Source organism: Silvania hatchlandensis (genome assembly GCF_025564065.1).
GTDB lineage: Bacteria > Pseudomonadota > Gammaproteobacteria > Enterobacterales > Enterobacteriaceae > Enterobacter > Enterobacter hatchlandensis.
In genome coordinates this window covers 182,998-207,460 of sequence record NZ_JAMGZK010000048.1, presented here as the reverse complement: position 1 = coordinate 207,460, position 24,463 = coordinate 182,998, and the positions used below count along the sequence as shown (strand labels likewise).

The window sequence follows — 24,463 nt, the reverse complement described above, 5'->3', positions numbered from 1 at the left end:
GAACGTTGAAGACGACGACGTTGATAGGTCGGGTGTGTAAGCGTAGCGATACGTTGAGCTAACCGATACTAATGAACCGTGAGGCTTAACCTTACAACGCCGAAGCTGTTTTGGCGTGAAGAGACAGGTTTTCAGCTTGATAACAGATTAATCGACAGGTCAGAAGACGTGTTGATAAACAGAATTTGCCTGGCGGCTGTAGCGCGGTGGTCCCACCTGACCCCATGCCGAACTCAGAAGTGAAACGCCGTAGCGCCGATGGTAGTGTGGGGTCTCCCCATGCGAGAGTAGGGAACTGCCAGGCATCAAACAAGTAAGAAGCCCTGTACTGACGTACAGGGCTTTTTGCGTTTTTGTCTTCGGGAAACGTTGCTGCATGTAGCGTCCCCGTTCGACAAAGATATCCCCTAATGCCTGACATATACGGTAAACTATCCCGGTTTTTGCATCTGGATAGCGTCTATGAATCACTCCCTTAAGCCCTGGAATACCTTCGGCATTGACCGAAATGCCCATCAGATCGTACGAGCTGACGATGCCCGGCAGCTGCTGGCTGCATGGAATCACGCCACACAAAACCAACAGCCCGTTCTCATTCTGGGCGAGGGAAGTAACGTTCTCTTTCTGGATGATTTTGCCGGAACGGTGATCGTCAATCGCATTCGCGGGATCGCGGTGCAGGAGGCGGAGGATGGCTGGCATTTGCACGTGGGTGCAGGTGAAAACTGGCATAGCCTGGTGCAATTTACCCTCGAAAACGGGATGCCCGGGCTGGAAAACCTGGCGCTGATCCCGGGCTGTGCGGGATCATCCCCGATACAAAATATCGGTGCTTATGGCATCGAGCTTAAGCATGTTTGCGAATACGTTGATTGTATCGAACTGGCAACCGGCCAGGCGGTACGTTTGAGCGCCGAAGAGTGTCAGTTTGGCTATCGCGACAGCGTGTTCAAGCATGATTATCAGGATAAATTTGTCATTGTTGCGGTGGGCCTGCGCCTGACCAAGAACTGGCAGCCGGTTCTCTCCTACGGTGATTTGACCCGTCTGGATCCCGCGACAGTGACTGCGCAAGAGATTTTTGCCGCAGTCTGCCAAATGCGGATGAGCAAACTTCCCGATCCTAAAGTGAACGGCAATGCGGGGAGCTTCTTCAAAAACCCGGTCGTCACGGCAGAAACTGCGCAAGCCTTGCTCGCACAATGGCCGCATGCGCCGCACTATCCGCAGGCCGATGGCAGCGTCAAACTGGCCGCGGGCTGGTTGATCGATCAATGCCAGCTCAAGGGTACCACCTACGGCGGTGCCGCAGTCCATCGTCAGCAGGCGCTGGTACTGATCAACGAAAATAACGCTACCAGCCACGACGTCGTGCAGCTGGCGCATCAGGTTCGACTGCGTGTCGGCGAGACGTTTAACGTCTGGCTCGAGCCCGAAGTGCGCTTTATCGGCTGTCGTGGCGAAGTGAACGCTGTGGAGGCTATCGCGTGAAGGACAATACTATTCCCCTGACGCTGATCTCTATCCTGTCGGATGGCGATTTTCATTCTGGTGAGCAACTTGGTGAGCGGCTGGGTATGAGCCGCGCGGCTATTAATAAACATATTCAGACCTTGCGTGACTGGGGAGTAGACGTCTTTACCGTGCCGGGCAAAGGTTACAGCCTGCCGGAACCTGTCCAGCTGCTGAATGAAGCCATGATCCGCAGTCAGATCACCGACAATAATGTTGTCGTGTTGCCGGTGATTGATTCTACCAACCAGTATCTGCTCGACAGGCTCAATGAGTTGCAGTCCGGTGACAGCTGCGTGGCGGAGTACCAGCAGGCCGGGCGGGGTCGACGTGGACGCAAATGGTTTTCACCTTTTGGTGCTAACCTGTATCTGTCCATGTACTGGCGACTTGAGCAAGGCCCCGCAGCTGCAATAGGCCTCAGCCTGGTGATTGGTATTGTGCTGGCAGAAGTGCTGCAATCACTCGGTGCGGAAAAAGTGCGCGTGAAGTGGCCAAACGATCTCTATCTCAACGATCGTAAACTGGCGGGCATCCTGGTGGAACTGACGGGTAAAACCGGCGATGCAGCGCAGATCGTGATCGGCGCGGGGATCAACCTCGTCATGCGCAACGTGCAGGCGGATGTCATCAATCAGGGCTGGATCAACCTGCAGGAAGCTGGGATCACTATCGATCGTAATGTTCTCGCGGTGCGTATCATTAAAGAGTTGCGCGACGCCCTGCAAACTTTCGAGCAGGACGGATTAACGCCGTTCCTTGCGCGCTGGGAAAAGCTGGATAACTTTGTTCATCGCCCGGTGAAACTGATTATTGGCGATAAAGAGATCTACGGCACGTCGCGCGGTATTGATGCTCAGGGGGCGCTGTTACTGGAGCAGGACGGGGTGATAAAACCGTGGGTAGGCGGGGAAATTTCGCTGCGCAGTGCCGAATAAGTTCTGGCACCGAAGGGGTAACCAGAATAATCCCTAAACAATGAGTTACCCTCTCTGAAACAGTTTGCGATGGGGTATAATCTGAAAGCAGCGGGGTGACAGTTGATTACCCTGCGTTTCGCCCTTCTGGAGAGTCATTTTGCGCGTCAGCCGTTCTTTAACTATCAAACAAATGGCGATGGTTACAGCCGTCACTATGGTGTTTGTTTTCGTTTTTTGCGTCATTCTGCTGTTTCATGCTATCCAGCAGAATCGCTATAACACGGCTACGCAGCTTGAAAGCATCGCTCGCTCCATACGTGAACCCCTTTCTGCCGCCATTTTGAAAGGGGATATTCCTCAGGCAGAATCCATTATTAAAAGCATTCAGCCAGGCGGCATCGTCAGCCAGGCGGATGTCGTCCTGCCGAATCAGTTCCAGGCGCTGCGGATGAATTTTATTCCCGAGCGCCCGGTGCCGGTGATGGTGAAGCGCCTGTTTGAACTGCCGGTACAAATCTCGCTGCCGGTGTATTCCCTCCAACGGCCGGTTAATCCGCAACCGCTGGCGTACCTGGTCCTGCAGTCCGACTCCTGGCGGATGTACAAGTTCGTGCTCAGTTGGGTCTCCACGTTGGTGACCACTTACTTATTGCTCACGTTGATGCTCACCGTCGCGCTGACCTGGTGTATTAACCGCCTGATTGTCCATCCGCTGCGCCGCATTGCCCGTGAGCTGGATGCGCTCTCACCGCAGCAGCAGGTAGGGCATCAGCTCGCCCTGCCGCGTCGTCTGCATCATGATGACGAAATCGGTATGCTGGTGCGTAGCTACAATCTCAATCAGCAGCGGATCCTGCGCCAGCATGAAGAACTTAGCCACAACGCAACCCGTTTCCCGGTCTCTGACCTGCCTAACAAAGCGTTGCTGATGGTACTGCTGGAGCAGGCGATCAAGCGCCAGCAGTCCCTGGCGCTGATCGTGGTCGCCTGTGAAACGTTGCAGGATACCGCGGGCGTGCTGAAAGAGAGTCAGCGCGAGGTGTTGCTGCTGACGCTGGTCGAAAAGCTCAAATCGGCGATCGCGCCGCGTATGGTGTTGACCCAGGTGTCGGGCTATGACTTTGTGATTATCGCCAACGGTGTGACAGAGCCATGGCACGCTATTACGCTAGGTCAGCAAGTACTCACTGTTATTAATGAGCGGCTACCGGTTCAGGGGATCCAGCTGCGGCCAAGCGCCAGCATTGGGATTGCCATGTACCACGGCAAACTGACGGCAGAACAGCTTTATCGTCGGGCATTCTCTGCGGCCTTTACCGCCCGCCATAAGGGTAAGAACCAAATTGAGTTCTTCGACCCTGAGCAGATGGAAAAAGCGCAGCAGCGGCTGTCGGAAGAGAACGATATTCTGCTGGCGCTGGACCGTAATGACTTTGCCATCTGGCTCCAGCCACAGGTCGAGCTGAGCACCGGTCAGGTGAAAAGTGCCGAAGCACTGCTGCGTATGCGCCAGGCCGACGGCAGCTGGGAACTTCCTGAAGGGCTGATTGAGCGCATTGAAAGCTGCGGCTTGATTGTTGCAGTGGGTCACTGGGTGCTGGAAGAGTCCTGCCGTCTACTGTCCGCCTGGCAGTCGCGGGGGATCATGATGCCCCTGTCGGTGAACCTGTCGGCGCTGCAGCTGATGCATCCGACCATGGTTACAGAGCTGCTCGAGCTGATTCATCGCTACCGGATCCGACCGGACACGCTGTTCCTTGAAGTGACCGAGAGCCGTCGTATTGACGATCCAAACGAGGCGGTGACCATTTTACGTCCGCTGCGTAATGCCGGGCTACGCATTGCGCTGGACGATTTCGGCATGGGTTATGCCGGGCTGCGCCAGCTGCAGCATATGAAAGCTCTGCCGGTAGACGTGCTGAAAATCGATAAGATGTTTGTCGATGGGCTACCTGAAGACAGCAGCATGGTGCAGGCGATTATCCAGATGGCACACAGTCTGAAGCTGGGGATCATTGCCGAAGGCATTGAAAACGAAGCGCAGCGCGACTGGCTGACCGCGTCCGGGGTCGAATATGGTCAGGGTTATCTGTTTGCCAAAGCCGTGCCGGTTGATCTGTTTGAGAGACGTTATCTTCATCCCGATAGCCATCAGGATAACGGCTGAAATGTTGCTGGCTTGTACGAGTCAGCTCAAAATTCTTAACATTTCCGTTTCAAAATGAGATCGCGATTCTATCTGTCCTGATTTATGGGTGCTATTTTAAGGCCGCAGGTGATTTTTACCCCTACAAATCCTGCGGCTATTCTTCCCAAGGACATCGTATGAAAACCTCTCTCTTCAAAAGTCTCTACTTTCAGGTACTGACCGCCATCGCTATTGGTATTCTGCTGGGTCATTACTACCCTGAATTTGGCGCCCAAATGAAACCGCTTGGCGATGCCTTCGTTAAGCTGATTAAGATGGTGATCGCACCGGTTATTTTCTGCACCGTAGTGACCGGTATCGCAGGCATGGAAAGCATGAAAGCTGTTGGCCGCACGGGTGCGGTCGCGCTGCTCTATTTCGAAGTGGTCAGTACTATCGCCCTGATTATTGGCCTGGTAATTGTCAACGTGGTCCAGCCTGGCGCGGGCATGAACGTTGACCCGTCCACCCTGGATGCCAAAGCCGTCGCGGTTTATGCCGATCAGGCAAAAGACCAGGGCGTGGTCGCCTTCCTGCTGGATGTGATCCCCGGTAGCGTCATTGGCGCCTTCGCCAGCGGCAACATTCTGCAGGTGCTGCTGTTCGCCGTGCTGTTTGGCTTTGCCCTGCATCGGCTCGGCAGCAAAGGCCAGCTGATTTTCAACGTCATTGAAAGCTTCTCGCAGGTGATCTTCGGCATCATCAACATGATTATGCGTCTGGCACCGATTGGTGCCTTTGGTGCGATGGCGTTCACCATCGGCAAATACGGCGTTGGGTCGCTGGTGCAGTTGGGTCAGCTAATCATCTGTTTCTACATCACCTGTATTCTGTTTGTGGTGGTGGTGCTGGGCGGTATCGCGCGCGCGGCGGGCTTTAATATCTTCAAATTTATCCGCTACATCCGCGAAGAGCTCTTGATTGTGTTGGGCACGTCATCATCCGAATCGGCGCTGCCGCGCATGCTCGATAAGATGGAAAAACTGGGCTGCCGAAAATCAGTGGTGGGGCTGGTCATTCCGACCGGGTATTCGTTTAACCTGGACGGCACCTCTATTTATCTGACGATGGCGGCGGTGTTTATCGCCCAGGCCACCAACAGCCACATGGATATCTTCCATCAGATCACCTTGCTGGTGGTGCTGTTGCTCTCCTCTAAAGGGGCGGCGGGGGTGACGGGCAGCGGCTTTATCGTGCTGGCGGCCACCATCTCGGCGGTGGGCCATTTGCCGGTCGCCGGGCTGGCGCTAATCCTCGGTATCGACCGCTTTATGTCTGAAGCCCGTGCGCTGACCAACCTGGTGGGCAACGGCGTGGCGACGGTGGTGGTGGCGAAGTGGGTGAAGGAGCTGGACCACAAAAAACTCGACGATACGCTGAATAATCGTGCGCCAGACGGCAAAACACATGGATTGTCCTCCTAAAATCTTCTCTCTGGCCCGCATTCCCTTGTCGGGGTGCGGGCTCCTGCGCATAATGACCTCTGTATACTTGTCATAATTCGATATGATTTATTTCAGGTAAATTTCACTTCTTGCCGTGACGTTTCACTTAACGCGCGGTCTAATCGGAATGTTTTGAACATCATATTTAGAGTGCGACAGGGCGTGTGGCACTCTTTGTAACCAGGAACGTTGATCAGGGGTTCACATGCAGGGCACAAAAATTCGACTCTTAACCGGCGGTTTGCTGATGATGGCAGCAGCCAGTTACGTGCAGGCTGACGCGCTCCAGCCGGACCCGGCCTGGCAACAGGGAACACTGGCGAACGGTTTTCAGTGGCAGGTTTTAGCCACGCCACAGCGCCCCAGCGATCGCATTGAAATCCGCCTTTCTCTGAATACCGGTTCCCTGACCGAGAGTACCCAGCAAAGCGGTTTCAGCCATTTCCTGCCGCGTCTGGCGCTGACCCAAAGCGGCAGTCTGCAGGCTGTGCAGGCGCGTTCATTGTGGCAACAGGGCATCGATCCAAAACGCCCGCTGCCGCCAGCGGTTGTCTCCTATGACTACACCATGTTTAACCTCAGTCTGCCGAACAACCGTAATGACCTGCTGAAAGAGGCGCTGACCTGGCTGTCGGATACGGCCGGTAACGTCTCCATTACGCAGGAAACGGTGAACTACGCGCTGAGCAACAGCGACATGGTCGCGACCTGGCCTGCGGATACCAAAGATGGCTGGTGGCGCTATCGCCTGAAAGGCTCTGCGCTGCTGGGACACGATCCGGCAGAGCCGCTGAAGCAGCCGGTCGATATTGAACAGGTTAAATCGTTCTACCAGACGTGGTACACCCCCGATGCCATGACCCTGATTGTGGTGGGTAACGTGGACAGTCGCGCGGTGATTGAGCAAATCAGCAAAACCTTCGGCGAGCTAAAAGGCAAACGCGCCACCCCGGCACCGGTACCCACTTTATCGCCGCTGCGCGCCGAGCCGGTCAGCATCATGACCGAATCCGTGCGTCAGGATCGGCTCTCAATCATGTGGGACAGCCCGTGGCAGCCAATTCGCGAGTCTGCCGCTCTGCTGCGCTACTGGCGCGCTGACTTAGCCCGTGAAGCGCTGTTCTGGCACGTTCAGCAAACCCTGAGCAAGAGTAACGCTAAAGATATCGGTCTTGGCTTCGATTGCCGGGTGCTGTTCCAGCGCGCCCAGTGCGCCATCAATGTGGAGTCGCCGGGCGACAAGTTGAATGCCAATATGGCAGTGGTGGCGAAAGAACTGGCGAAAGTGCGTGAGAACGGGCTGTCAGAAGAGGAGTTCAACGCGCTGGTGGCGCAGAAAAACCTCGAGCTGCAAAAACTGTTTACCACCTATGCCCGCACCGATACCGATGTCCTGATCAGCCAGCGGATCCGCTCGCTGCAAAACCAGGTGGTAGATATCGCCCCGGAGCAGTATCAGAAGTTGCGTCAGGACTTCCTTAACAGCCTGACGGTGGAGATGCTGAGTCAGGATCTGCGTCAGCAGCTTTCTCAGGATATGTCGCTGGTCCTGCTGCAGCCAAAAGGTGAGCCGGAGTACAACATGAAGGATCTACAGGAAACGTGGGATAGCATTATGGCGCCGGCACAGCCTGCGGCAGCACCGTAAAGCGAGGTGGGTGCGGTCTGATGCCCTCACCCTGGCCTCTCCCACAGGGAGAGGGTACAAACACAAAAAACGGCAACCTCAGGGTTGCCGTTTTGCTTTTACCTCGGCATCGCGTCACGTGGGATAATTGCCCCGCGATACTGAATCACCGTGCTGGCCGTCAGGTGGCCACGCTGTGCTGCCGCTTCTGGCGTGCCGCCCGTCAGACGTACCGCCAGATACCCGGCGCTGAAGGAATCCCCGGCCGCGGTAGTATCAATCACTTTTTCTTTCGCCAGCTTCACCGCCGGAACGTCGACTACGGCTTCACCCGTAACGGACACCAGGCACGAGTCTGCGCCACGCTTAATCACCACTTCCGCCACGCCAGCCGCATGAGTACGGGCAATTACCTCGTCGACTGGCTTCTCGCCCCACAGGGCATCTTCATCATCGAGCGTTAAGAAGGCGATATCGGTGTACTGCAGCATCTGGGTATAAACCTGCTGCGTCTCTTCACGGCTGGCCCACAGGCGCGGACGGTAGTTGTTATCGAAAATCACTTTGCCGCCGTTAGCGCGGCATTCACGCAGCAGAGACAGCAGTTTTTCACGGCTACTCTGGCTAAGGATCGCCAGGCTGATGCCGCTCAGATAGAGATAATCGAAGTTCGCCAGCGCTTCACAAATCTGCGCAGCGCTGTCGCTCTCGAGCCAGAATTTGGCGGCAGCTTCGTTGCGCCAGTAGTAGAACGTGCGCTCGCCGGTGCTGTCGGTCTCAATGTAATAGAGCCCTGGCAGACGGTTTTCCATGCGCTGGGTCAGCGAGGTATCTACATTCTCGCTCTGCCATGCGTCAAGCATCTGCTGGCTGAAATTGTCCGTGCCCAGCGCCGTCACGTAGTTGACCGCCAGCGCGTCAGCGTCGACCTGACGGGCAATGTACACCGAGGTGTTTAACGTATCGCCACCAAAACCGCGGCTAACTTCTGCGCCTTTTTGGGACAGTTCGATCATGCATTCGCCGATCACGGCAATTTTTCTGGACATCGTCGAGAACCTGAAGAGTTTGATTGCGATTATTTTGCGCTGGCAGGTGGGTGGGGTCAACAATATTAAAACGACGTTCCATTATTTATTTGAACTGGAGCATGTTCCGCTTTTTTTTCTGTCATCAGAATTTCATTTTCACCTGCAACCCGACATAAAGTTCTCTTGCCATACGCCGATAACCCATTGATGCGTCCCGACAGGTCATTCCCCATTCAACAGGATATCTGAAATGAAGTTAAAGCAGGACATCCAGCTGCTCAGCATCCCGGAAGCAAGTGTTGAGAACTTGCAGGAGCATCGCTACTGGCTGCAATGTGAGCGTGCTTATACTTACCAGCCCATTTACCGCACTGACGGTAGCCTGATGGCGATTGAGATCCTGACCGTTGTGACCCACCCGTCAAACCCCGGTCAGCGGATCGCGCCGGATCGCTATTTTGCTCAAATCCCGGTGCGTCAGCGTCTGGACGTGCTGGAAGAGCAGCTCATTATGCTGGGAGCCAAACAGGACTTTTTCAAAACCAGCGGGATCCTCGCGTCGGTGAACGTCGATGGTCCCACCCTGCTGGCGATGCGCCAGGATGAAGGCCTGCAAAAAATGACCGAACAGCTGCCGTGGCTGCGTTTTGAGCTGGTGGAGCACGTCCGTCTGCCGCAGGACTCCTCGTTTGCCACCATGTGTGAATTTGGCCCCCTGTGGCTGGATGATTTTGGCACCGGCATGGCGAACTTCTCCGCCCTGAGCGAAGTGCGCTACGACTACATCAAAGTGGCACGCGATCTGTTCATCATGCTGCGCCAGACCCCGGAAGGGCGGAACCTGTTCACGCTGCTGCTGCAGCTGATGAACCGCTACTGCCAGGGCGTCATTGTCGAAGGCGTTGAGACGCTGGAAGAGTGGCGCGACGTACAAAACTCACCTGCCGCTGCGGCGCAGGGCTATTTCCTCTCCCGTCCGGTCCCCATGGAGACGCTCGACAGCGTTATCATCACTCTGTAAGCCCCGGCAGCTTCCCATAATAGCGCGTGACTAACGCGTTATTACCGGACGCTGCCGCCCCTTTTTCCCTGTCTGAACTATATTCATGACTGGCAAGGTAAAACAGGTAGAGTATGGAATGACTAAAACAGCGAAGATTATCACCTGGACCGGGGGGATCTTCTTGTTGTTGATTGTGGTGGCTATTGTTGTAATCGCGACATTTGACTGGAACCGCCTCAAACCGACCATCAACCAGAAAGTCTCGACTGAATTAAACCGTCCTTTCGCCATTCGCGGCGATCTTGGCGTGGTGTGGGAGCGACAGCACGGTGAAACCGGCTGGCGCAGCTGGATCCCCTGGCCGCACGTGCATGCCAACGATGTTATCCTCGGCAATCCACCCGATATTCCTGAGATCACCATGGTGCATCTGCCGCGCGTAGAAGCCACCCTCGCACCGCTCGCCTTGCTGACCAAAACCGTCTATCTGCCGTGGATCAAACTCCAGCAGCCGGACGCGCGCCTGATCCGGGTGTCGGAAAAAAGCAATAACTGGACCTTTGATCTCCCCAGCAGCGACGACAAAGAGGCCGCCGCGCAGCCTTCGGCGTGGTCGTTCCGGCTCGACAATATTATTTTCGATCGAGGCCGGGTCGCCATTGATGATGCGATCAGCAAAACCGAGATGGAGATCTTCGTCGATCCGCTGGGCAAACCGCTGCCCTTCAGCGAAGTCTCCGGGGCGAAGGGCAAAGATGAGAAAGGGAAGGTGGGCGATTACGTCTTTGGCCTGAAGGCACAGGGGCGTTACAACCAGCAGCCCCTGAGCGGCAGCGGCAAAATCGGCGGCGTGCTGGCGCTGCGCAGCGAAGGTACGCCGTTCCCGGTGCAGGCTGATTTCCGTTCCGGTAACACCCGGGTGGCGTTTGTAGGTACGGTGAACGATCCAATGAAGATGGGCGGCGTCGATCTGCGGCTTAAATTCTCCGGGGATTCGCTGGGCGAGCTGTACGATCTGACCGGCGTGCTGCTTCCGGATACCCCGCCGTTCGAAACTGACGGCCATCTGGTGGCGAAAATCGACAGTGAGAAATCCTCGGTCTTTGATTACCGCGACTTCAATGGCCGCATCGGCGACAGCGATGTGCATGGCTCGTTGACCTACACCACCGGCAAACCCCGGCCGAAACTTGAGGGCGACGTGGAGTCACGCCAGCTGCGGCTGGCCGACTTAGGGCCATTAATTGGCGTGGATTCCGGCAAAGGCACCAAAACCAAAGAGGTGCGCAAGGACGTTCAGCCCTCGGGCAAAGTGCTGCCTAACGACCGCTTCGAAACCGATAAATGGGATGTGATGGATGCGGACGTGCGCTTTAAAGGGCGTCGCATTGAGCATGGCAGCAGCTTACCGCTCAGCGACCTCTCGACCCATATCATTCTGAAAAAGGCCGACCTGCAGCTCAAGCCGCTGAAATTCGGCATGGCCGGGGGCACCATCACCTCGAACATTCGCCTGGAAGGGGATAAAAAGCCGATGCAGGGTCGGGCCGACATTCAGGCGCGGCGGCTGAAACTCAAGGAGCTGATGCCCGATGTCGAACTGATGCAGAAAACGCTCGGGGAGATGAACGGTGACGCGACAATTCGCGGGACGGGCAATTCGGTTGCGGCGCTGCTGGGCAACGGCAACGGCAACCTGAAGCTGCTGATGAACGACGGGCTGGTGAGCCGCAACCTGATGGAGATCCTCGGCCTTAACGTGGGTAACTTCCTGATAGGGCAGATCTTTGGTGATGACGAGGTGCGGGTCAATTGCGCGGCGGCCAACATCGATCTGGTCAATGGCGTCGCCCGTCCGCAAATCTTTGCCTTTGATACCGAAAATGCGGTGATCAATATCACCGGTAGCGCCAGCATGGCCTCGGAACAGCTGGATCTGACCATTAACCCGGAAAGCAAAGGGATCCGCATCGTGACGCTGCGCTCGCCGCTGTACGTTCGTGGTTCATTCAAGAACCCACAGGCGGGTGTGAAGGCAGGACCACTGATTGCGCGCGGTGCGGTTGCGGCAGCGCTCGCTACGTTGGTGACGCCAGCGGCGGCCCTGTTGGCGCTGATCTCCCCGTCCGAGGGGCAGGCCAATCAGTGTCAGGTGATTCTGGCGCAGATGAAGAAATAGGAAGGGGATAAACGCCCGGCAGCGCGTTGGCTGCCGGGCGTTTTAATTTACAACGACTGATGACGGGTTTCGTGGGTCAGCAACAGCGCAATCAGCGTTAGCGTCGCCATGGCCGCCAGGTAGAACCCGACATAGGCCAGACCGTAGTTAGTCTGCAGCCAGGCCGCAATGTACGGCGCAACAGAAGCACCCAGGATAGAAGAGACGTTGTAGGAGAACGATGCTCCGGTATAACGCACCTCGGTCGGGAACAGCTCAGGCAGCAGCGCGCCCATCGGGCCAAACGTCAGCCCCATCAGACTCAGACCAATTAGCAGATACGCCATTACCATCGCCGGATTACCGGAACCCAGCAGCGGTGGGAAGACGAACAGCGCAAACAGAATGATCAGCGAAGTGATGACGATCATGCTGGAGCGGCGGCCAAAACGGTCGGCCAGCAGCCCGGCAATCGGCACCATCACACCGAACCCGATCACCGCCATCATCAGCATCCACAGAACTTCATTTCGCGGCAGGCCCAGGCCAACCGGTGCTGGCGCAGTGCTGAACGTCATGGAGTAGACGGTCATGATGTAGAACAGCGTGTAGGTCGCCAGCATGATGAAGGTGCCCAGCACGGTCATGCGAAGGTGTTTGGTCAGCAGCGTGCCGAGCGGGATTTTTACCTGCTTTTTCGCCGCGGCCACTTTGGCGAAGACCGGCGATTCATGCAGCGAAACGCGAACGTACAGGCCGATCAGCACCAGCACCGCCGAGAAGATAAACGGAATACGCCAGCCCCAGGTCATGAACTGCTCGTCAGTCAACAGCCAGGAGAGCAGCAGGAAGGTGCCGTTGGCAAAGAAGAAGCCAATCGGTGCGCCCAGCTGCGGGAAGGAGCCATACAGCGCACGCTTGCGCGGCGGGGCGTTTTCGGTGGCCAGCAGCGCCGCACCACCCCATTCACCGCCCAGCCCCAGACCCTGACCAAAACGCGCCAGCGCCAGCAGCAGCGGAGCCAGAATACCGATGGTTTCATAGGTTGGCAGCAGACCGATGGCAACAGTCGAGATCCCCATCGTCAGCAGGGAAGCAACCAGCGTCACTTTGCGGCCCACGCGATCGCCAAAGTGGCCGAAAACGGCAGAGCCAATAGGACGGGCGATAAAGGCGATGGCGAAAGTCGCCAGCGACTGCAGCGTCGCCGCCGTCGGGTCGCCCTGCGGGAAGAAAATATGCGGGAACACGATAACCGCAGCGGTGGCGTAAATATAGAAGTCGAAGAACTCGATGGCGGTGCCAATCAGCGATGCAACGACGACTTTATTGCGCGAATTTACCGGGACGTCTTCCTGCTGTGAATTGAGTGTTGTGGCGGTTGCTTGCATAAACTTTTCTTATATTTGGCGAACGAAAGGCCATATTACGCACAGCAAAAGCGACATTTCAATCTGTAACAAACGCAGCGGAAGGCGAAAAAAAGCGCAAAAAGCGAATAATTTTCAGACCAGGAAAATCACATCCATGAAATGCTTCACAGAAATTAAAACTTAGTGAATAAAACTGGTTTTCGGTTAAATAAAAGTTAAGGGCTGGATTTATATGCTGAAATGAGGAATCGGGCTGAAATTTTGCATTTCACTCCAGCCCGAAGAGCAGGTTTAGCGGTGGGTTTTTCCCGGCATCCGACGGTCATCCGGGTACTGGGCGGTGGCGATCCACGCCGCACAGAACAGCGTAAGCCGCGCGAAGAAATAGAAGAAGGCCAACAGCCCCAGCACTGAACCGAAAGCCGCGCCGGATGGGGAGGTCACCAGCGAAGGCAGGGTATAGGTCATCACGATTTTGATAATCTCAAAACCAATAGCGGCGATGAATGTGCCACGGATTAATGCCTTACGGCGCGGGCGATGGCGAGGCAGGCGCCAGAAAATCCAGAAAAACAGCAGGTAGTTGGCCAGAATCGAGATACTCAGCCCCACCAGAGACCAGACCGGCTTCAGCCACTCGATGGTATCGAGGTACAGGGCAGAGATGATCATCTGCTGAGCCGAGCCTGCCGCAGAGGTAATGGAGAGGGTGATGATCAGCGCCACCAGCAGACCAATCAGCGAGATAAAATCGCGCAGATATTTGGTCCAGATTTTCTCCTCATCCTGCGCCGTGCGCTCCCAGACGTCGCGTGACTGAGCGCGGATCGCTTCGCGCAGGTTGCCCATCCAGTTAATGCCGGAGTAGAGCGCCACCAGCAGCCCGACGATACCCACCGTGGTGCGCTGCTGGACGGCAGTGCTGATGGTACTTTTCAGGGTGGTGGCCAGCGTCGGGTCGCTGACGTTTTGCAGTATTTTATTGAAGATGTCCTGCAGCAGCGTCGGGTGCGAGACCAGAATAAAACCCGCTGCGGCAAACGAGAGCATCAGGATTGGGATCATCGATAAAAACGAGAAGTAGGTGATCGCGGCACCAAACTGATTGCCCAGCCTATCGTTAAAACGCTCGGTGGCGCGCAGCAGGTGGGCAATTATCGGCCGCTGCTGAATCAGCTGGACGACGTCCTTCGCCTTGTCCAGCAGGCTGCCCGTTTTACGCACGTGGGTAATGTTGGCCCCGGTATCCGCCTCCTTCTGCAGCGGTTGAGTGTCCAGTTTCTTAATTGGCTCGTAGTCCAGTTCCTGAGTCGGACGTTGCTGGTTGTTTTCCGGCGTCACGCGCATTTTCCTTGTTGATAAGCGGGAGGTCTTTGAAATTATAGCCTGCCTCAGTCCACGTAGGTTTTCATGATCTCCGTAAGCCACGCCATAAACAGATGCACCCGGCGGGAGAGGTTGCGACGATGGGGATAAATCAGCGACACCGGCATCGGCCTGGCGCGGTATTGCGGCAGGATTTCCTGCAGCTTTTTGGCGCGCAGGGAATCGCGCACACCCACGCGTGGCACCTGAATAATCCCCAGTCCGGCAATGGCCGAGGCGTGGTAAGTTTCGGTGCTGTTCACCGTCAGGATGCCGCCGGTTTTGACCCAGTGGCTGGTCTCGCCGTCGTAATACTCAAAGCCCTGTGGGCGGGTACCGAGGTGGGTGGTGTAATGCACCACCGCATGGGAGGCCAAATCATCCAGCCCGTCGGGATAGCCAAAACGTGTCAGATAATCGGGGCTGGCGCAGTTAATCACCGACAGCTTACCGAGCGGACGGGCGATCAAACCGGAATCTTTCAGCGTGCCGACGCGCACCACGCAGTCAAACCCTTCGCGGATCACATCCACCAGATGATCGCTGCTGCTCAGCTCCAGCTCAATGCCGGGGTACTGCTGTAAAAACTGCGGCAGTCGCGGGATGACCAAATGTCGCGCAACGCCAGCTGGCATATCCACCCGCAGCCGACCGCTGACGCTTGCAGGGTCGTGCAAAAAAAGACCATCCAGTTCATCGAGGTTAGCGAGCAGATCTTTGGCCCGCTCGTAGTAGACCATTCCGTCCTGCGTCAGGCTGACGCGGCGCGTCGTCCGATGCAGCAACTGCGCGCCCAGCCCGTTTTCCAGGGCCTGAATCTGGCGCGATACGCTACCTTTAGGAAGGCCCATCGAGTCCGCCGCGCGGGAAAAACTCTCCAGTTCCGCGACGCGTATAAACAGCTGCATTGCGTTAATTTTATCCATAGGGTGCGCTCATTGTTGTTGTCAGTGAAACAGTGAAGTGCGATTTAGCATATTTATTGATTTTCTATCACCTAATAAGCTCTTTCTCAATCATCACAACAGCCAAAATGAGGTTTCTTATGACTGAACGTATCGCATTAGTGACAGGCGGCAGCCGCGGGCTCGGTAAAAACGCGGCACTGAAGCTTGCCGCGAAGGGCGTCGGTATCATCCTGACCTGGAACCGCAGCCAGCAGGAGGCTCTGGATGTCGTGCGTGAAATTGAACAAAAAGGGGTAAAGGCAGCGGCAATACAGCTGAATGTCGGCGATGTTGCAGGCTTTGACGATTTTGTAGCCCAGACGGGTGAGAAACTCCGCACCCTGTGGCAACGTGACACCTTCGATTATTTATTGAACAACGCTGGCGTTGGTTTATACACCCCCTTTGCCGAGACCACCGAAGCGCAGTTCGACGAGATGCTGAACATCCACTTTAAAGGCCCGTTCTTCCTGACCCAGCACCTGTTACCGCTGATCAACAACGGTGGGCGGATCCTGAATGTCTCCTCCGGGTTGGCACGCTTTGCCCAGCCGGGATCCAGCACCTATGCGTCGATGAAAGGGGCGATGGAAGTGCTCACGCGCTACCAGGCGAAAGAGCTGGGGGCACGCGGAATAACCGCCAATATTATTGCCCCTGGCGCCATTGAGACGGATTTTGGCGGCGGGCGGGTGCGCGATAACGCGGAGATTAACCAGCACATTGCCGCCCAGACCGCGCTGGGACGCGTCGGGTTGCCGGACGATATTGGCGATGCGATCGCGGCGCTGTTAAGCGACGAGCTGGGGTGGATGAATGCCCAGCGGATCGAAGTGTCCGGGGGAATGTTCCTGTAAAAACGTACCGGGGAGGGATCCCCGCGGTACGCTATTGCGCTGGGGAGTACTCTTTTTTCAGCAGGCCAAACAGCCAGTCATTATGCCATTGGCCTGCCAGCCAGTAGCTTTCGCGCAGTTCCCCTTCCAGAATAAATCCCGCCTTTTCCAGCAGCCGTCGCGAAGCCACATTCCCCGCCGTGACCGTGGCGGTTAAGCGGCGGATACCGCCCTGTGTGAAAGCGTAATCACATACCGCACGCAGGGATTCCAGACCGTAACCTTTTCCCTGCGCCTGCGGGGCGAATAAAAATCCCACTTCGGCGCAATCAGCTTCTCGATGAATATATCCCGTCACCCCGAGTGGCGTCTGGAGAGCGCTGTCGCGCACCACCAGGCACAGCCAGTGGGCGCTGCCCGGCGTCCAGCCGGCCAGCCGGGGCGTGAAGGCCTCGCGAATAGCCTCCTCCGGGCGAGCTTCTGCCACATAGCGCATCACCTCAGGGTGCTGCTGCAGGGCCAGGAAAAAGGGCCAGTCGGCTGCCTGCAGCGGGGAGCAGGTTAAGCGCGGGGTGTGCAAAACAGGCATGCAATCCTCCGGAAGCTTTTGTAAATGATATTAACATTGTCACTGTAATAGTACCTGTTCTCAGGTATGTTTAACCCAATATAACTTAAAGAAAAAGCGGTTATCAGACCGCCTCTTAATACGCTGGCGCAGCATTTAAAGGAAAATGATGATCCTCAGCCAATCGCACCAGATTCGAGAACAGTTTGAACGCTGTCTGGGCATAATCCGTCAGGCCTCAGTAGAGATATTGCTCCTGTTAAAAGTGCACGTTGCCGAAGGCAAAGATCCCCGCTGGTTCCTCGAACAGCTCGATACTGCCCGGCTGGGTCTGGGGGGATGGGCAGCGGTAGCGAAGCGCCTCAACCTGAATGACGCGCAACTATCCCAGTTCACTCTGCAGCTCCGGCTACTGCAGCAGCGGGTGCCGCAGTATGAGAGTGGGCAGGAGGTGAGTGATAACCAACTGATCGCCGCTACGCGCTTTGTGACTTCCCTTGAGCATCTGCGCTTGCAGCAGCCGCTGCTGACCTATAGCACGGAACTGAGTGACAGCGACCAGGCCCAGCAGCAGCAGGCACAAAAGCAGGTGCGGGCGCTGGAAATGATGATCAAAGGGCTCATTATTCAGGCATGGCCTGACCCGGTACGGCTTAACAATCACCTGAAAACGCTATTCAGTGCCGATAAGGTGCGCCGATGGCTGCGGCAGGGCGAACGCAACGACGTGCTCAGTGGGATGCTGTTCAGCGAGCTGGCCCTGATGCTGGTGGATAAAAAAGAGTTCTCCCGCTCGTATGCCCCGCTGTTTAACGATCCGTCGATGCTGACGCTGCTGGTGGAGCCGCGCAAAACGCTTCAGACCTTCCTTGATGACCTCCGGGTGATCCGCAACAAGATTATCGCCCAGCAACCCCTGAGCTCGGCGCAAACCCTGCTGCTGGAGAATTACTATCAGCAGATTGCAGGCCCCGTTCAGCGCGCGTTTGAAGAGGGCCGCACACGGGTCAATCCGGCAGAACTGCTGGCCGAAGGGGTCAGCGAGGTCCACGCCTTCTGGGAGACGGCGCGGAAAAAACGCAAAGCCAGCGGGGACGATATTTTTGAGGTCCGCGACACTATCGATAAACCACGGCGTCGTCCCGATCGCACGCCCGAGCAGCGCGATCATCTGATTTCCGTCGGACTGTGGGGTGCCGTGGGGGTGATGGTGATAGCAATGCTGGTCGGCGGCGTGTGGCTGGTCAGCGAAGGCAGTGAACCCGCTCAGGCGGCAACGGCCGCGACGCCGGTGTCGACGGTGGCAGAAGAGATACGTGATGCCCCGACATCCCGTGGCACGCTGGACCAGATGGGCATCACCTGGGATGAGAATAACTTCCGCTCGGCAATCGATCGCAACGACACCCGGGTGACGCTGCTGTTTCTGAAAGCGGGGATGGACTGGAAACTCTCCTGGACTGAGCACTCGCTCGCCGTGGGCAATGCCGCCGTGCTGGATGTGCTGATGCGCTATCGGCTGCAAATGACCGAAGAGAAGCCCTGCCGTCAGTTTATTACCACCCTGAGCCACGCCATGTCCGCAGGCGAAGCGCTCACCCCTCTGCGTAAAGAATATTTACGGGCGTTCTGTACCGTACCGGCGGTGGTGGAGCGTCAACGCCGCGAGATGGATCAGGCGACGCGGCGGGCGAAGGCTCAGCCGAATACCAGCGCGCAAAAATGGCAGACGATCCAGACCACGATTTATGACGTGATCCGCTGACTCAGGCGGATTGCCGTTTCACCAGATGGAAGCCGATATCAATGATGGCGTCTTCATGCGGGATATGTTCGATCCGGTCGGCCAGCAGCATCGCGGCGCGTTGACCGATTGCCCGCCTGTCGACGCTGACGGTGGTGATCGCCGGGCGATTGCTGGCGGCAAAATCCAGATCGCCAAAGCCGATCACCGCGATATCCTGCGGGACAGTTAATCCGCGGCTTTGTGCTTCCATGATCGCCCCCTGCGCCAGGGTATCGGAGCTACACACAATAACATCAAATTCGCCGTCGGCTAACAGCCGGGTCAGCCCTTCGCGCCCCAGCGCCAGCGACGCGGGTAGAGGCACATCAATCTGGGGTAACTGGCTGATGCCCTGACGTTTAAACGTCTCGCTCAGCCCGTGCTTGCGCTGATCGGCGCGCCGATCCGGAGTCCACAGCAGTCCGGGACGACGATACCCCTCCTGCAACAGGTACTCCGCCGTGGCCTGGCCGACTTTTTCATGCGAGAAACCCACCAGCATGTCGAGCGGCGTTGGGGTCAGATCCCAGATTTCGACAACCGGAATGGCAGCGTTGAAAATGATTTTTTTCATCTCAGCGGAGTGATGAATACCGGTGAGTACCACACCATCCGGGCGGCGTGACAACAGGGTTGCCACCAGATCGGCTTCGGTCTGTTCGCTGTAGCCCGTCACGCTCAGCAGAATATGGTAGCCGCGAAGCGCCAGCTCATCGCTCAGCGCCTGAATGGTATCGACAAACATGTTGTTGTTGATTTGCGGAACCACCACGGCGATAAGCTTGCTACGCCGGGATGCCAGCCCACCTGCCAGCGCGTTGGGAATATACCCGGTTGCGCGCACGGCCTGCATCACCTTCTCCACCGTTTTCGGGCGCACAACCTGCGGGTTATTCAGCGCCCGGCTGACCGTCATCGGCGACAGTCCGGCATGGCGGGCGACATCTTCCAGCGTAGGGGCGTTTGACGGTTTCGGACTCTTCACAGTGGTTAGCCTGGTGATGATAGCGGGATGCGTTAACGCATTATTCATGATGCTCCAGACCATTGCCAGCAGACACGCGCGTTACCAGCGCAAAATCAGTCGCTTAACAAAAGGGAGTAACACCAAATGTTAGCGCAATCATATTGCATTGTGCAAATTCCCATATTCTTTTGGATTGCGATGCAGCTTCCAGATATTCGCGACTTTATTGTGGGTATTGTGATCGGTTGTTCAAATTAAAGACACCCTGCTGGTGCTCAAAAGATAATGGGCATAGAAATGTTAGCGCAAACATTTTTTGATGACCAGGAGAGCGTAATGTCTTTAAGTGCAAATTCCGAAACCGTGTCCTACGCCAAAGCGGGCCAGGCAAAAACGGCGGCCGAAACCGGCGACCGTATTGAATGGGTCAAACTGTCATTAGCCTTTCTTCCGCTGGCGGTGCCGGTCAGCGATGCCAAGGTGCTGACCGGCCGCCAGAAGCCGTTAACCGAAGTGGCGATCATTGTCGCCGAAATTCGCAGCCGCGACGGTTTTGAAGGGGTGGGGTTCAGCTACTCAAAACGCGCGGGCGGGCAGGGGATCTACGCCCATGCCAAAGAGATTGCTGACAATCTGCTGGGCGAAGATCCGAACGACATCGAAAAGATTTACACCAAGCTGTTGTGGGCGGGTGCCTCTGTTGGGCGCAGCGGGATGGCGGTGCAGGCAATTTCGCCAATTGATATTGCGCTGTGGGACATGAAAGCCAAACGTGCGGGTCTGCCGCTGGCCAAACTGCTTGGCGCACACCGCGACTCGGTGCAGTGCTACAACACGTCCGGTGGCTTCCTGCATACCCCACTGGATCAGGTGCTGAAAAACGTGGTTATCTCCCGCGAGAACGGGATTGGTGGCATCAAGCTGAAAGTCGGCCAGCCCAACTGTGCCGAAGATATTCGCCGCTTAACTGCCGTTCGCGAAGCGCTGGGCGACGATTTCCCGCTGATGGTGGATGCTAACCAGCAGTGGGACCGTGAGACCGCCATTCGCATGGGACGCAAAATGGAGCAATTCAATCTGGTGTGGATTGAAGAGCCGCTGGATGCCTACGACGTGGAAGGCCACGCACAGTTGGCCGCCGCGCTGGATACCCCGATTGCAACGGGTGAAATGCTGACCAGCTTCCGCGAGCATGAGCAGCTGATCCTCGGCAATGCCAGCGACTACGTGCAGCCGGATGCCCCGCGCGTGGGCGGCATCTCCCCGTTTCTGAAAATCATGGATCTGGCCGCCAAACACGGACGCAAGCTGGCCCCGCACTTCGCGATGGAAGTACATCTGCACTTATCTGCCGCTTATCCCCTGGAGCCGTGGCTGGAGCATTTCGAGTGGCTGAACCCGTTATTCAACGAGCAACTCGAGCTGCGCGACGGACGGATGTGGATCTCCGATCGTCACGGGCTGGGCTTTACCCTCAGCGAGCAGGCGCGTCGCTGGACCCAATTAAGCTGTGAATTTGGTAAACGCCCGTAATCCGCCTGGCGGGGTAATCTCCCGCCGTTATTCCCTGACTATTCTCTCAACCCTAAATACTGGAGTGGGTGATGAACACAATAATAAAACGGACCAAAGTACGCTATAGCATATTAACTTTCTTATTTCTGGCCACTGTCTTTAATTATGCCGACCGCGCAACATTATCGGTGGTTGCGCCCTTCATGAGTAAAGAGTTAGGTTTTGATCCCGAAGCGATGGGGCTGGCATTTTCCTCCTTTGGCATCGCCTATGTGATTATGCAGCTGCCCGGCGGGTGGCTACTCGATCGCTACGGTTCTCGGCTGGTCTACGGCTGTGCGCTCATTGGCTGGTCGCTGGTGACGATGTTCCAGGGCACAATTTATCTGTATGCCAGCCCGCTGATGGTGCTGGTTATTTTACGCCTGCTGATGGGGGCCATTGAGGCACCCGCTTTCCCGGCAAATAGCCGATTAAGCGTGCAGTGGTTCCCCAATAATGAACGCGGATTTGTGACCTCGGTTTATCAGGCCGCACAGTATATCTCGCTGGGGATTATTACGCCGCTGATGACCCTTATTCTGCATAATTTAAGCTGGCATTATGTCTTTTATTATATTGGTGCTATCGGCGTCTTTCTCGGGATTACATGGTTAATAAAAGTTAAAGATCCGTTGCACCACCCGAAAGTAAACCAACAGGAAATTGACTATATCCGCGAGGGCGGAGGTGAACCTACGCTTGGCAGCGCAAAAACTGCTCAGAAGCTGACGCTGGCGCAGATGAAAAGCGTTTGCCTGAACCGGATGATGATTGGCGTCTATATCGGCCAGTTCTGCGTCACGTCGATCACCTGGTTCTTCCTGACCTGGTTTCCTACCTATCTGTATCAGGCCAAAGGGATGTCGATTCTGAAAGTGGGTTTTATCGCCAGTATTCCGGCAATTGCGGGCTTTATTGGCGGCCTGGCCGGGGGGGTGTTTTCCGACTGGCTGCTGAAGCGTGGCTACAGCCTGACCACGGCGCGTAAGCTGCCGGTGATCTGCGGCATGTTGCTCTCCTGCGTGATTGTGCTCGCTAACTACACTTCGTCGGAGTTTGTGGTAATTGCTGCGATGAGCCTGGCGTTCTTCGCCAAAGGGTTCGGCAACCTGGGCTGGTGCATTCTCAGCGACACCTCGCCAAAAGAGGTGTTAGGGATGGCGGGTGGGGTGTTCAACATGTGCGGCAATCTGGCGAGTATCGTCACGCCACTGGCGATCGGGGTCATTCTTGCTAACACGCAGTCGTTCGATTACGCCATTTTGTACGTCGGCTCAATGGGGCTGATTGGCCTGTTCTCGTACCTGTTTATCGTTGGGCCATTGGATCGCATCACGCTGACGCCATCGATAGCCTGATACCCCTGTGGCGAGCCTTTCGCCTGCGCTGCTCCGGACTTGCACTCCCACGAGCAGCGTTTTTTTTATCGCGTAACCGGGGAGCTACGGCTCCCCGTACAGGCCTATCAGACGGCGCACTACGCCGTTGGTCCAGCCAAAACCATCCTGCAGGGGATACTCACCCCCGCCCCCTTCACGCGGCAGGCTGCTGGCGATGTGGTACTTCTCAATCAGCTTGTGGTGGGCCTTGTAGAAATGGTTAACCGTCTGCAGCCAGCTGTGGGCAATTTCATCCCCCAGCGAGTCGTTGCCGTACATTTTGAATCCCTGGATCGCCATCCATTGCAGCGGTGCCCAGCCGTTGGGTTTATCCCACTGCTCGCCCGTCTCATGCTCGGTGGCAAGAATACCGCCCGGGGTAAGAAGCCGCGCTTTCACCGCGTCGGATAACCGATCAGCCTGCTCATGAGTAGACATGCCAACGTACAACGGCACGATACTGGCGGCGGAAAACAGCGCCAGCTCCTCGCGTCGCCAGTCGTAATCCCGGTAGCAGCCCATCTCGTCATCCCACAGATAATGGTCTACTGCTGCGCGACGGTCGCTGGCTTTCTGGCGGAACAGCGCTTCGGTCTCCTTATCACCATTACGTCCGGAAATATTGGCGATGGTATTTTCCAGTTTGAACAGAAATGCGTTCAAATCGATGGGGATAAACTGGGTGGTGCGAATGCTGGCCAGCCGACCGGTATCCCGCAGCCAGCGGGAGGAGTAGTCCCAGCCCGAGGCGGCTCCGGCACGCAGATCCCGATACACCTCGTTCGGTGGACGACCGGAGTGGCGAGCGGTTTCCACGTCCTCAATCCAGGACTCATCCCGCGGGGTATCGCGGTCATCCCAGTAGCGGTTGAGATGCGCCCCGTTCGGCATTCGTACCACGTGGCGGTAGGCCTGGTTAAGCACCAGTGAATCGGCCCCGTCCATCCAGAAGGCATATTCCATTTTCAGATGGTCCAGATAACGCCGCGCCCCGCGCACGCCGTCCTCTTCGAACAGCTCCACCATCAGGGCAAACACCGGCGGCTGGGAGCGGCTCAGGTAGTAGGTACGGTTGCCGTTGGGGATATGCCCGTAGCGTTCAATCATCCACGCGAAGTTATCTGCCATGCATTTCAGCATGTCGTGTCGACCGCTCTCGGCCAGCCCCAGCATGGTGAAATAGGAATCCCAGTAATAGGTCTCGCTGAAGCGTCCGCCGGGCACAATATAGGCCTGCGGCAGCGCCAGCAGGGACGACCACGGAATATGATCCTGCGGCTCGCGTGTCAGCACCGGCCACAAGTTGTCGATATGTTCTTTGAGCGAGAATGAAGGATCGGACACATACTCGCTCGACAGAACTTCCGGTAGCCAGAAGTGCTTGTCGACAAACTGGCGCAGGTCAAAGTCCCGGTGGCGTCGTACCTTGCGGTAGCGGATGAGAATATCCAGCGGATCCATTTTCGGCGAGCAGTCGGGAAAGGTTTTGCTGTCGGCAAACAGACGCGTCGACTGAACATGCTCGAAAAGCTCAAGGTAGCGATCGGCAGGCGTCAACGCGTCAGAAGCAGGCAGCCCTTCAATCATTTCAGGCTCTGGCTCCGCTTCGAGCATTTCATCCAGTTTTAACTCGCAGGGATCGATTTCGTAGAGAAGTTCTTGTTCTATGTCGAACTCTACGGTCTCTACAGTGCGTATTTTCTGGTTGAACATGATGGTCAGGACCTCCGGTAAGCGTTGTCACATGTCTGGTTATATCCGGGTGCTTACTAAGCTTAGTCATTCGCTTCGGTGTCTGGAA

At 56.4% G+C, this 24,463-nt stretch carries 18 protein-coding genes and 2 rRNA genes; 13 read left to right on the top strand and 7 right to left on the bottom strand.

Translation table 11 applies throughout. The annotated features are described in order from the left end of the window. The 7 genes from M8014_RS12110 to M8014_RS12080 form a co-directional block, all read left to right on the top strand. Positions 1–93: ribosomal RNA gene (locus M8014_RS12110) — 23S ribosomal RNA — on the top strand; the annotation flags it as partial. Between the two features lie 95 nt (positions 94–188). After that, a 5S ribosomal RNA gene (gene rrf / locus M8014_RS12105) occupies positions 189–304 on the top strand. Positions 305–462: 158 nt separating this feature from the next. Beyond that, entirely contained in the window at positions 463–1,491 is a 1,029-nt protein-coding gene (gene murB, locus M8014_RS12100; protein ID WP_271282682.1) for a UDP-N-acetylmuramate dehydrogenase, read from the top strand. Continuing rightward, a complete protein-coding gene (gene birA / locus M8014_RS12095) occupies positions 1,488–2,450 on the top strand; it encodes a bifunctional biotin--[acetyl-CoA-carboxylase] ligase/biotin operon repressor BirA (RefSeq protein WP_271282681.1) in 963 nt (320 codons plus the stop codon). Before murB ends, birA begins: the two co-directional genes overlap by 4 nt. A 139-nt stretch (positions 2,451–2,589) precedes the next feature. After that, positions 2,590–4,599 carry a biofilm formation regulator HmsP gene (hmsP, locus tag M8014_RS12090; protein WP_271282680.1) on the top strand — a complete coding sequence of 670 codons (2,010 nt, stop codon included), beginning with the start codon at positions 2,590–2,592 and terminating at the stop codon, positions 4,597–4,599. A 158-nt stretch (positions 4,600–4,757) separates the two neighbouring features. After that, a complete protein-coding gene (gene dctA, locus M8014_RS12085; protein WP_271282679.1) occupies positions 4,758–6,044 on the top strand; it encodes a C4-dicarboxylate transporter DctC in 1,287 nt (428 codons plus the stop codon). Positions 6,045–6,270: 226 nt separating this feature from the next. Next, positions 6,271–7,713, top strand: a complete 1,443-nt coding sequence (locus tag M8014_RS12080; RefSeq protein WP_271282678.1) for a M16 family metallopeptidase — start codon at positions 6,271–6,273, stop codon at positions 7,711–7,713. Between the two features lie 98 nt (positions 7,714–7,811). On the opposite strand, the gene kdgK is transcribed toward M8014_RS12080, so the two are convergent. Beyond that, positions 7,812–8,741: a 2-dehydro-3-deoxygluconokinase gene (gene kdgK, locus M8014_RS12075; RefSeq protein WP_271282677.1), complete on the bottom strand. Its 930-nt coding sequence runs from the start codon at positions 8,739–8,741 to the stop codon at positions 7,812–7,814. Positions 8,742–8,973: 232 nt separating this feature from the next. Between kdgK and pdeH the strand changes: the two genes are divergently transcribed. Both pdeH and M8014_RS12065 read left to right on the top strand, forming a co-directional pair. Further along, the gene (pdeH, locus tag M8014_RS12070; protein ID WP_271282676.1) at positions 8,974–9,744 is read left to right on the top strand and encodes a cyclic-guanylate-specific phosphodiesterase; all 771 of its coding nucleotides are present in this window, start codon (positions 8,974–8,976) and stop codon (positions 9,742–9,744) included. A 118-nt stretch (positions 9,745–9,862) separates the two neighbouring features. Further along, positions 9,863–11,905, top strand: a complete 2,043-nt coding sequence (locus tag M8014_RS12065) for an AsmA family protein (RefSeq protein ID WP_271282675.1) — start codon at positions 9,863–9,865, stop codon at positions 11,903–11,905. Between the two features lie 47 nt (positions 11,906–11,952). On the opposite strand, the gene M8014_RS12060 is transcribed toward M8014_RS12065, so the two are convergent. The 3 genes from M8014_RS12060 to M8014_RS12050 form a co-directional block, all read right to left on the bottom strand. Next, positions 11,953–13,275, bottom strand: coding sequence for an MFS transporter (locus M8014_RS12060; protein WP_271282674.1), 1,323 nt, complete (start codon positions 13,273–13,275; stop codon positions 11,953–11,955). Between the two features lie 273 nt (positions 13,276–13,548). Next, the gene (gene yhjD, locus M8014_RS12055; protein ID WP_272501399.1) at positions 13,549–14,604 is read right to left on the bottom strand and encodes an inner membrane protein YhjD; all 1,056 of its coding nucleotides are present in this window, start codon (positions 14,602–14,604) and stop codon (positions 13,549–13,551) included. A gap of 44 nt (positions 14,605–14,648) precedes the next feature. Continuing rightward, the gene (locus M8014_RS12050) at positions 14,649–15,548 is read right to left on the bottom strand and encodes a LysR family transcriptional regulator (RefSeq protein ID WP_271282672.1); all 900 of its coding nucleotides are present in this window, start codon (positions 15,546–15,548) and stop codon (positions 14,649–14,651) included. A 119-nt stretch (positions 15,549–15,667) separates the two neighbouring features. Between M8014_RS12050 and M8014_RS12045 the strand changes: the two genes are divergently transcribed. Next, positions 15,668–16,426, top strand: coding sequence for an SDR family NAD(P)-dependent oxidoreductase (locus M8014_RS12045; protein ID WP_271282671.1), 759 nt, complete (start codon positions 15,668–15,670; stop codon positions 16,424–16,426). Between the two features lie 31 nt (positions 16,427–16,457). On the opposite strand, the gene M8014_RS12040 is transcribed toward M8014_RS12045, so the two are convergent. Next, on the bottom strand, positions 16,458–16,994 hold the full coding sequence (locus M8014_RS12040; RefSeq protein ID WP_271282670.1) for a GNAT family N-acetyltransferase: 537 nt from the start codon (positions 16,992–16,994) through the stop codon (positions 16,458–16,460). Between the two features lie 148 nt (positions 16,995–17,142). Between M8014_RS12040 and M8014_RS12035 the strand changes: the two genes are divergently transcribed. Continuing rightward, the gene (locus M8014_RS12035) at positions 17,143–18,738 is read left to right on the top strand and encodes an STY4199 family HEPN domain-containing protein (RefSeq protein WP_271282669.1); all 1,596 of its coding nucleotides are present in this window, start codon (positions 17,143–17,145) and stop codon (positions 18,736–18,738) included. 1 nt (position 18,739) lies between these two features. On the opposite strand, the gene M8014_RS12030 is transcribed toward M8014_RS12035, so the two are convergent. Next, positions 18,740–19,795: a LacI family DNA-binding transcriptional regulator gene (locus M8014_RS12030; RefSeq protein WP_418939607.1), complete on the bottom strand. Its 1,056-nt coding sequence runs from the start codon at positions 19,793–19,795 to the stop codon at positions 18,740–18,742. Positions 19,796–20,062: 267 nt separating this feature from the next. Between M8014_RS12030 and M8014_RS12025 the strand changes: the two genes are divergently transcribed. Continuing rightward, positions 20,063–21,259, top strand: coding sequence for an L-talarate/galactarate dehydratase (locus M8014_RS12025; RefSeq protein WP_271282667.1), 1,197 nt, complete (start codon positions 20,063–20,065; stop codon positions 21,257–21,259). A gap of 71 nt (positions 21,260–21,330) precedes the next feature. Further along, complete coding sequence (locus M8014_RS12020) at positions 21,331–22,641, top strand: MFS transporter (protein ID WP_271282666.1); 1,311 nt, start codon at positions 21,331–21,333, stop codon at positions 22,639–22,641. An 84-nt stretch (positions 22,642–22,725) separates the two neighbouring features. Here the strand turns inward: M8014_RS12020 and M8014_RS12015 are convergent, their stop codons facing one another. Further along, complete coding sequence (locus M8014_RS12015; RefSeq protein WP_271282665.1) at positions 22,726–24,375, bottom strand: alpha,alpha-trehalase; 1,650 nt, start codon at positions 24,373–24,375, stop codon at positions 22,726–22,728. Between the last annotated feature and the right edge of the window lie 88 nt (positions 24,376–24,463).

What these genes read in the sequence shown, in the direction of transcription:
- M8014_RS12080 (WP_271282678.1), top strand. Translation starts at nt 6,271, where the DNA reads ATGCAGGGCACAAAAATTCGACTCTTAACCGGCGGTTTGCTGATGATG.
- M8014_RS12040 (WP_271282670.1), bottom strand. Translation starts at nt 16,994, where the DNA reads ATGCCTGTTTTGCACACCCCGCGCTTAACCTGCTCCCCGCTGCAGGCA.
- yhjD (WP_272501399.1), bottom strand. Translation starts at nt 14,604, where the DNA reads ATGCGCGTGACGCCGGAAAACAACCAGCAACGTCCGACTCAGGAACTG.
- M8014_RS12015 (WP_271282665.1), bottom strand. Translation starts at nt 24,375, where the DNA reads ATGTTCAACCAGAAAATACGCACTGTAGAGACCGTAGAGTTCGACATA.
- M8014_RS12020 (WP_271282666.1), top strand. Translation starts at nt 21,331, where the DNA reads ATGAACACAATAATAAAACGGACCAAAGTACGCTATAGCATATTAACT.
- M8014_RS12035 (WP_271282669.1), top strand. Translation starts at nt 17,143, where the DNA reads ATGATCCTCAGCCAATCGCACCAGATTCGAGAACAGTTTGAACGCTGT.
- M8014_RS12065 (WP_271282675.1), top strand. Translation starts at nt 9,863, where the DNA reads ATGACTAAAACAGCGAAGATTATCACCTGGACCGGGGGGATCTTCTTG.
- pdeH (WP_271282676.1), top strand. Translation starts at nt 8,974, where the DNA reads ATGAAGTTAAAGCAGGACATCCAGCTGCTCAGCATCCCGGAAGCAAGT.
- M8014_RS12045 (WP_271282671.1), top strand. Translation starts at nt 15,668, where the DNA reads ATGACTGAACGTATCGCATTAGTGACAGGCGGCAGCCGCGGGCTCGGT.
- dctA (WP_271282679.1), top strand. Translation starts at nt 4,758, where the DNA reads ATGAAAACCTCTCTCTTCAAAAGTCTCTACTTTCAGGTACTGACCGCC.
- M8014_RS12025 (WP_271282667.1), top strand. Translation starts at nt 20,063, where the DNA reads ATGTCTTTAAGTGCAAATTCCGAAACCGTGTCCTACGCCAAAGCGGGC.
- kdgK (WP_271282677.1), bottom strand. Translation starts at nt 8,741, where the DNA reads ATGTCCAGAAAAATTGCCGTGATCGGCGAATGCATGATCGAACTGTCC.
- M8014_RS12060 (WP_271282674.1), bottom strand. Translation starts at nt 13,275, where the DNA reads ATGCAAGCAACCGCCACAACACTCAATTCACAGCAGGAAGACGTCCCG.
- murB (WP_271282682.1), top strand. Translation starts at nt 463, where the DNA reads ATGAATCACTCCCTTAAGCCCTGGAATACCTTCGGCATTGACCGAAAT.
- M8014_RS12050 (WP_271282672.1), bottom strand. Translation starts at nt 15,548, where the DNA reads ATGGATAAAATTAACGCAATGCAGCTGTTTATACGCGTCGCGGAACTG.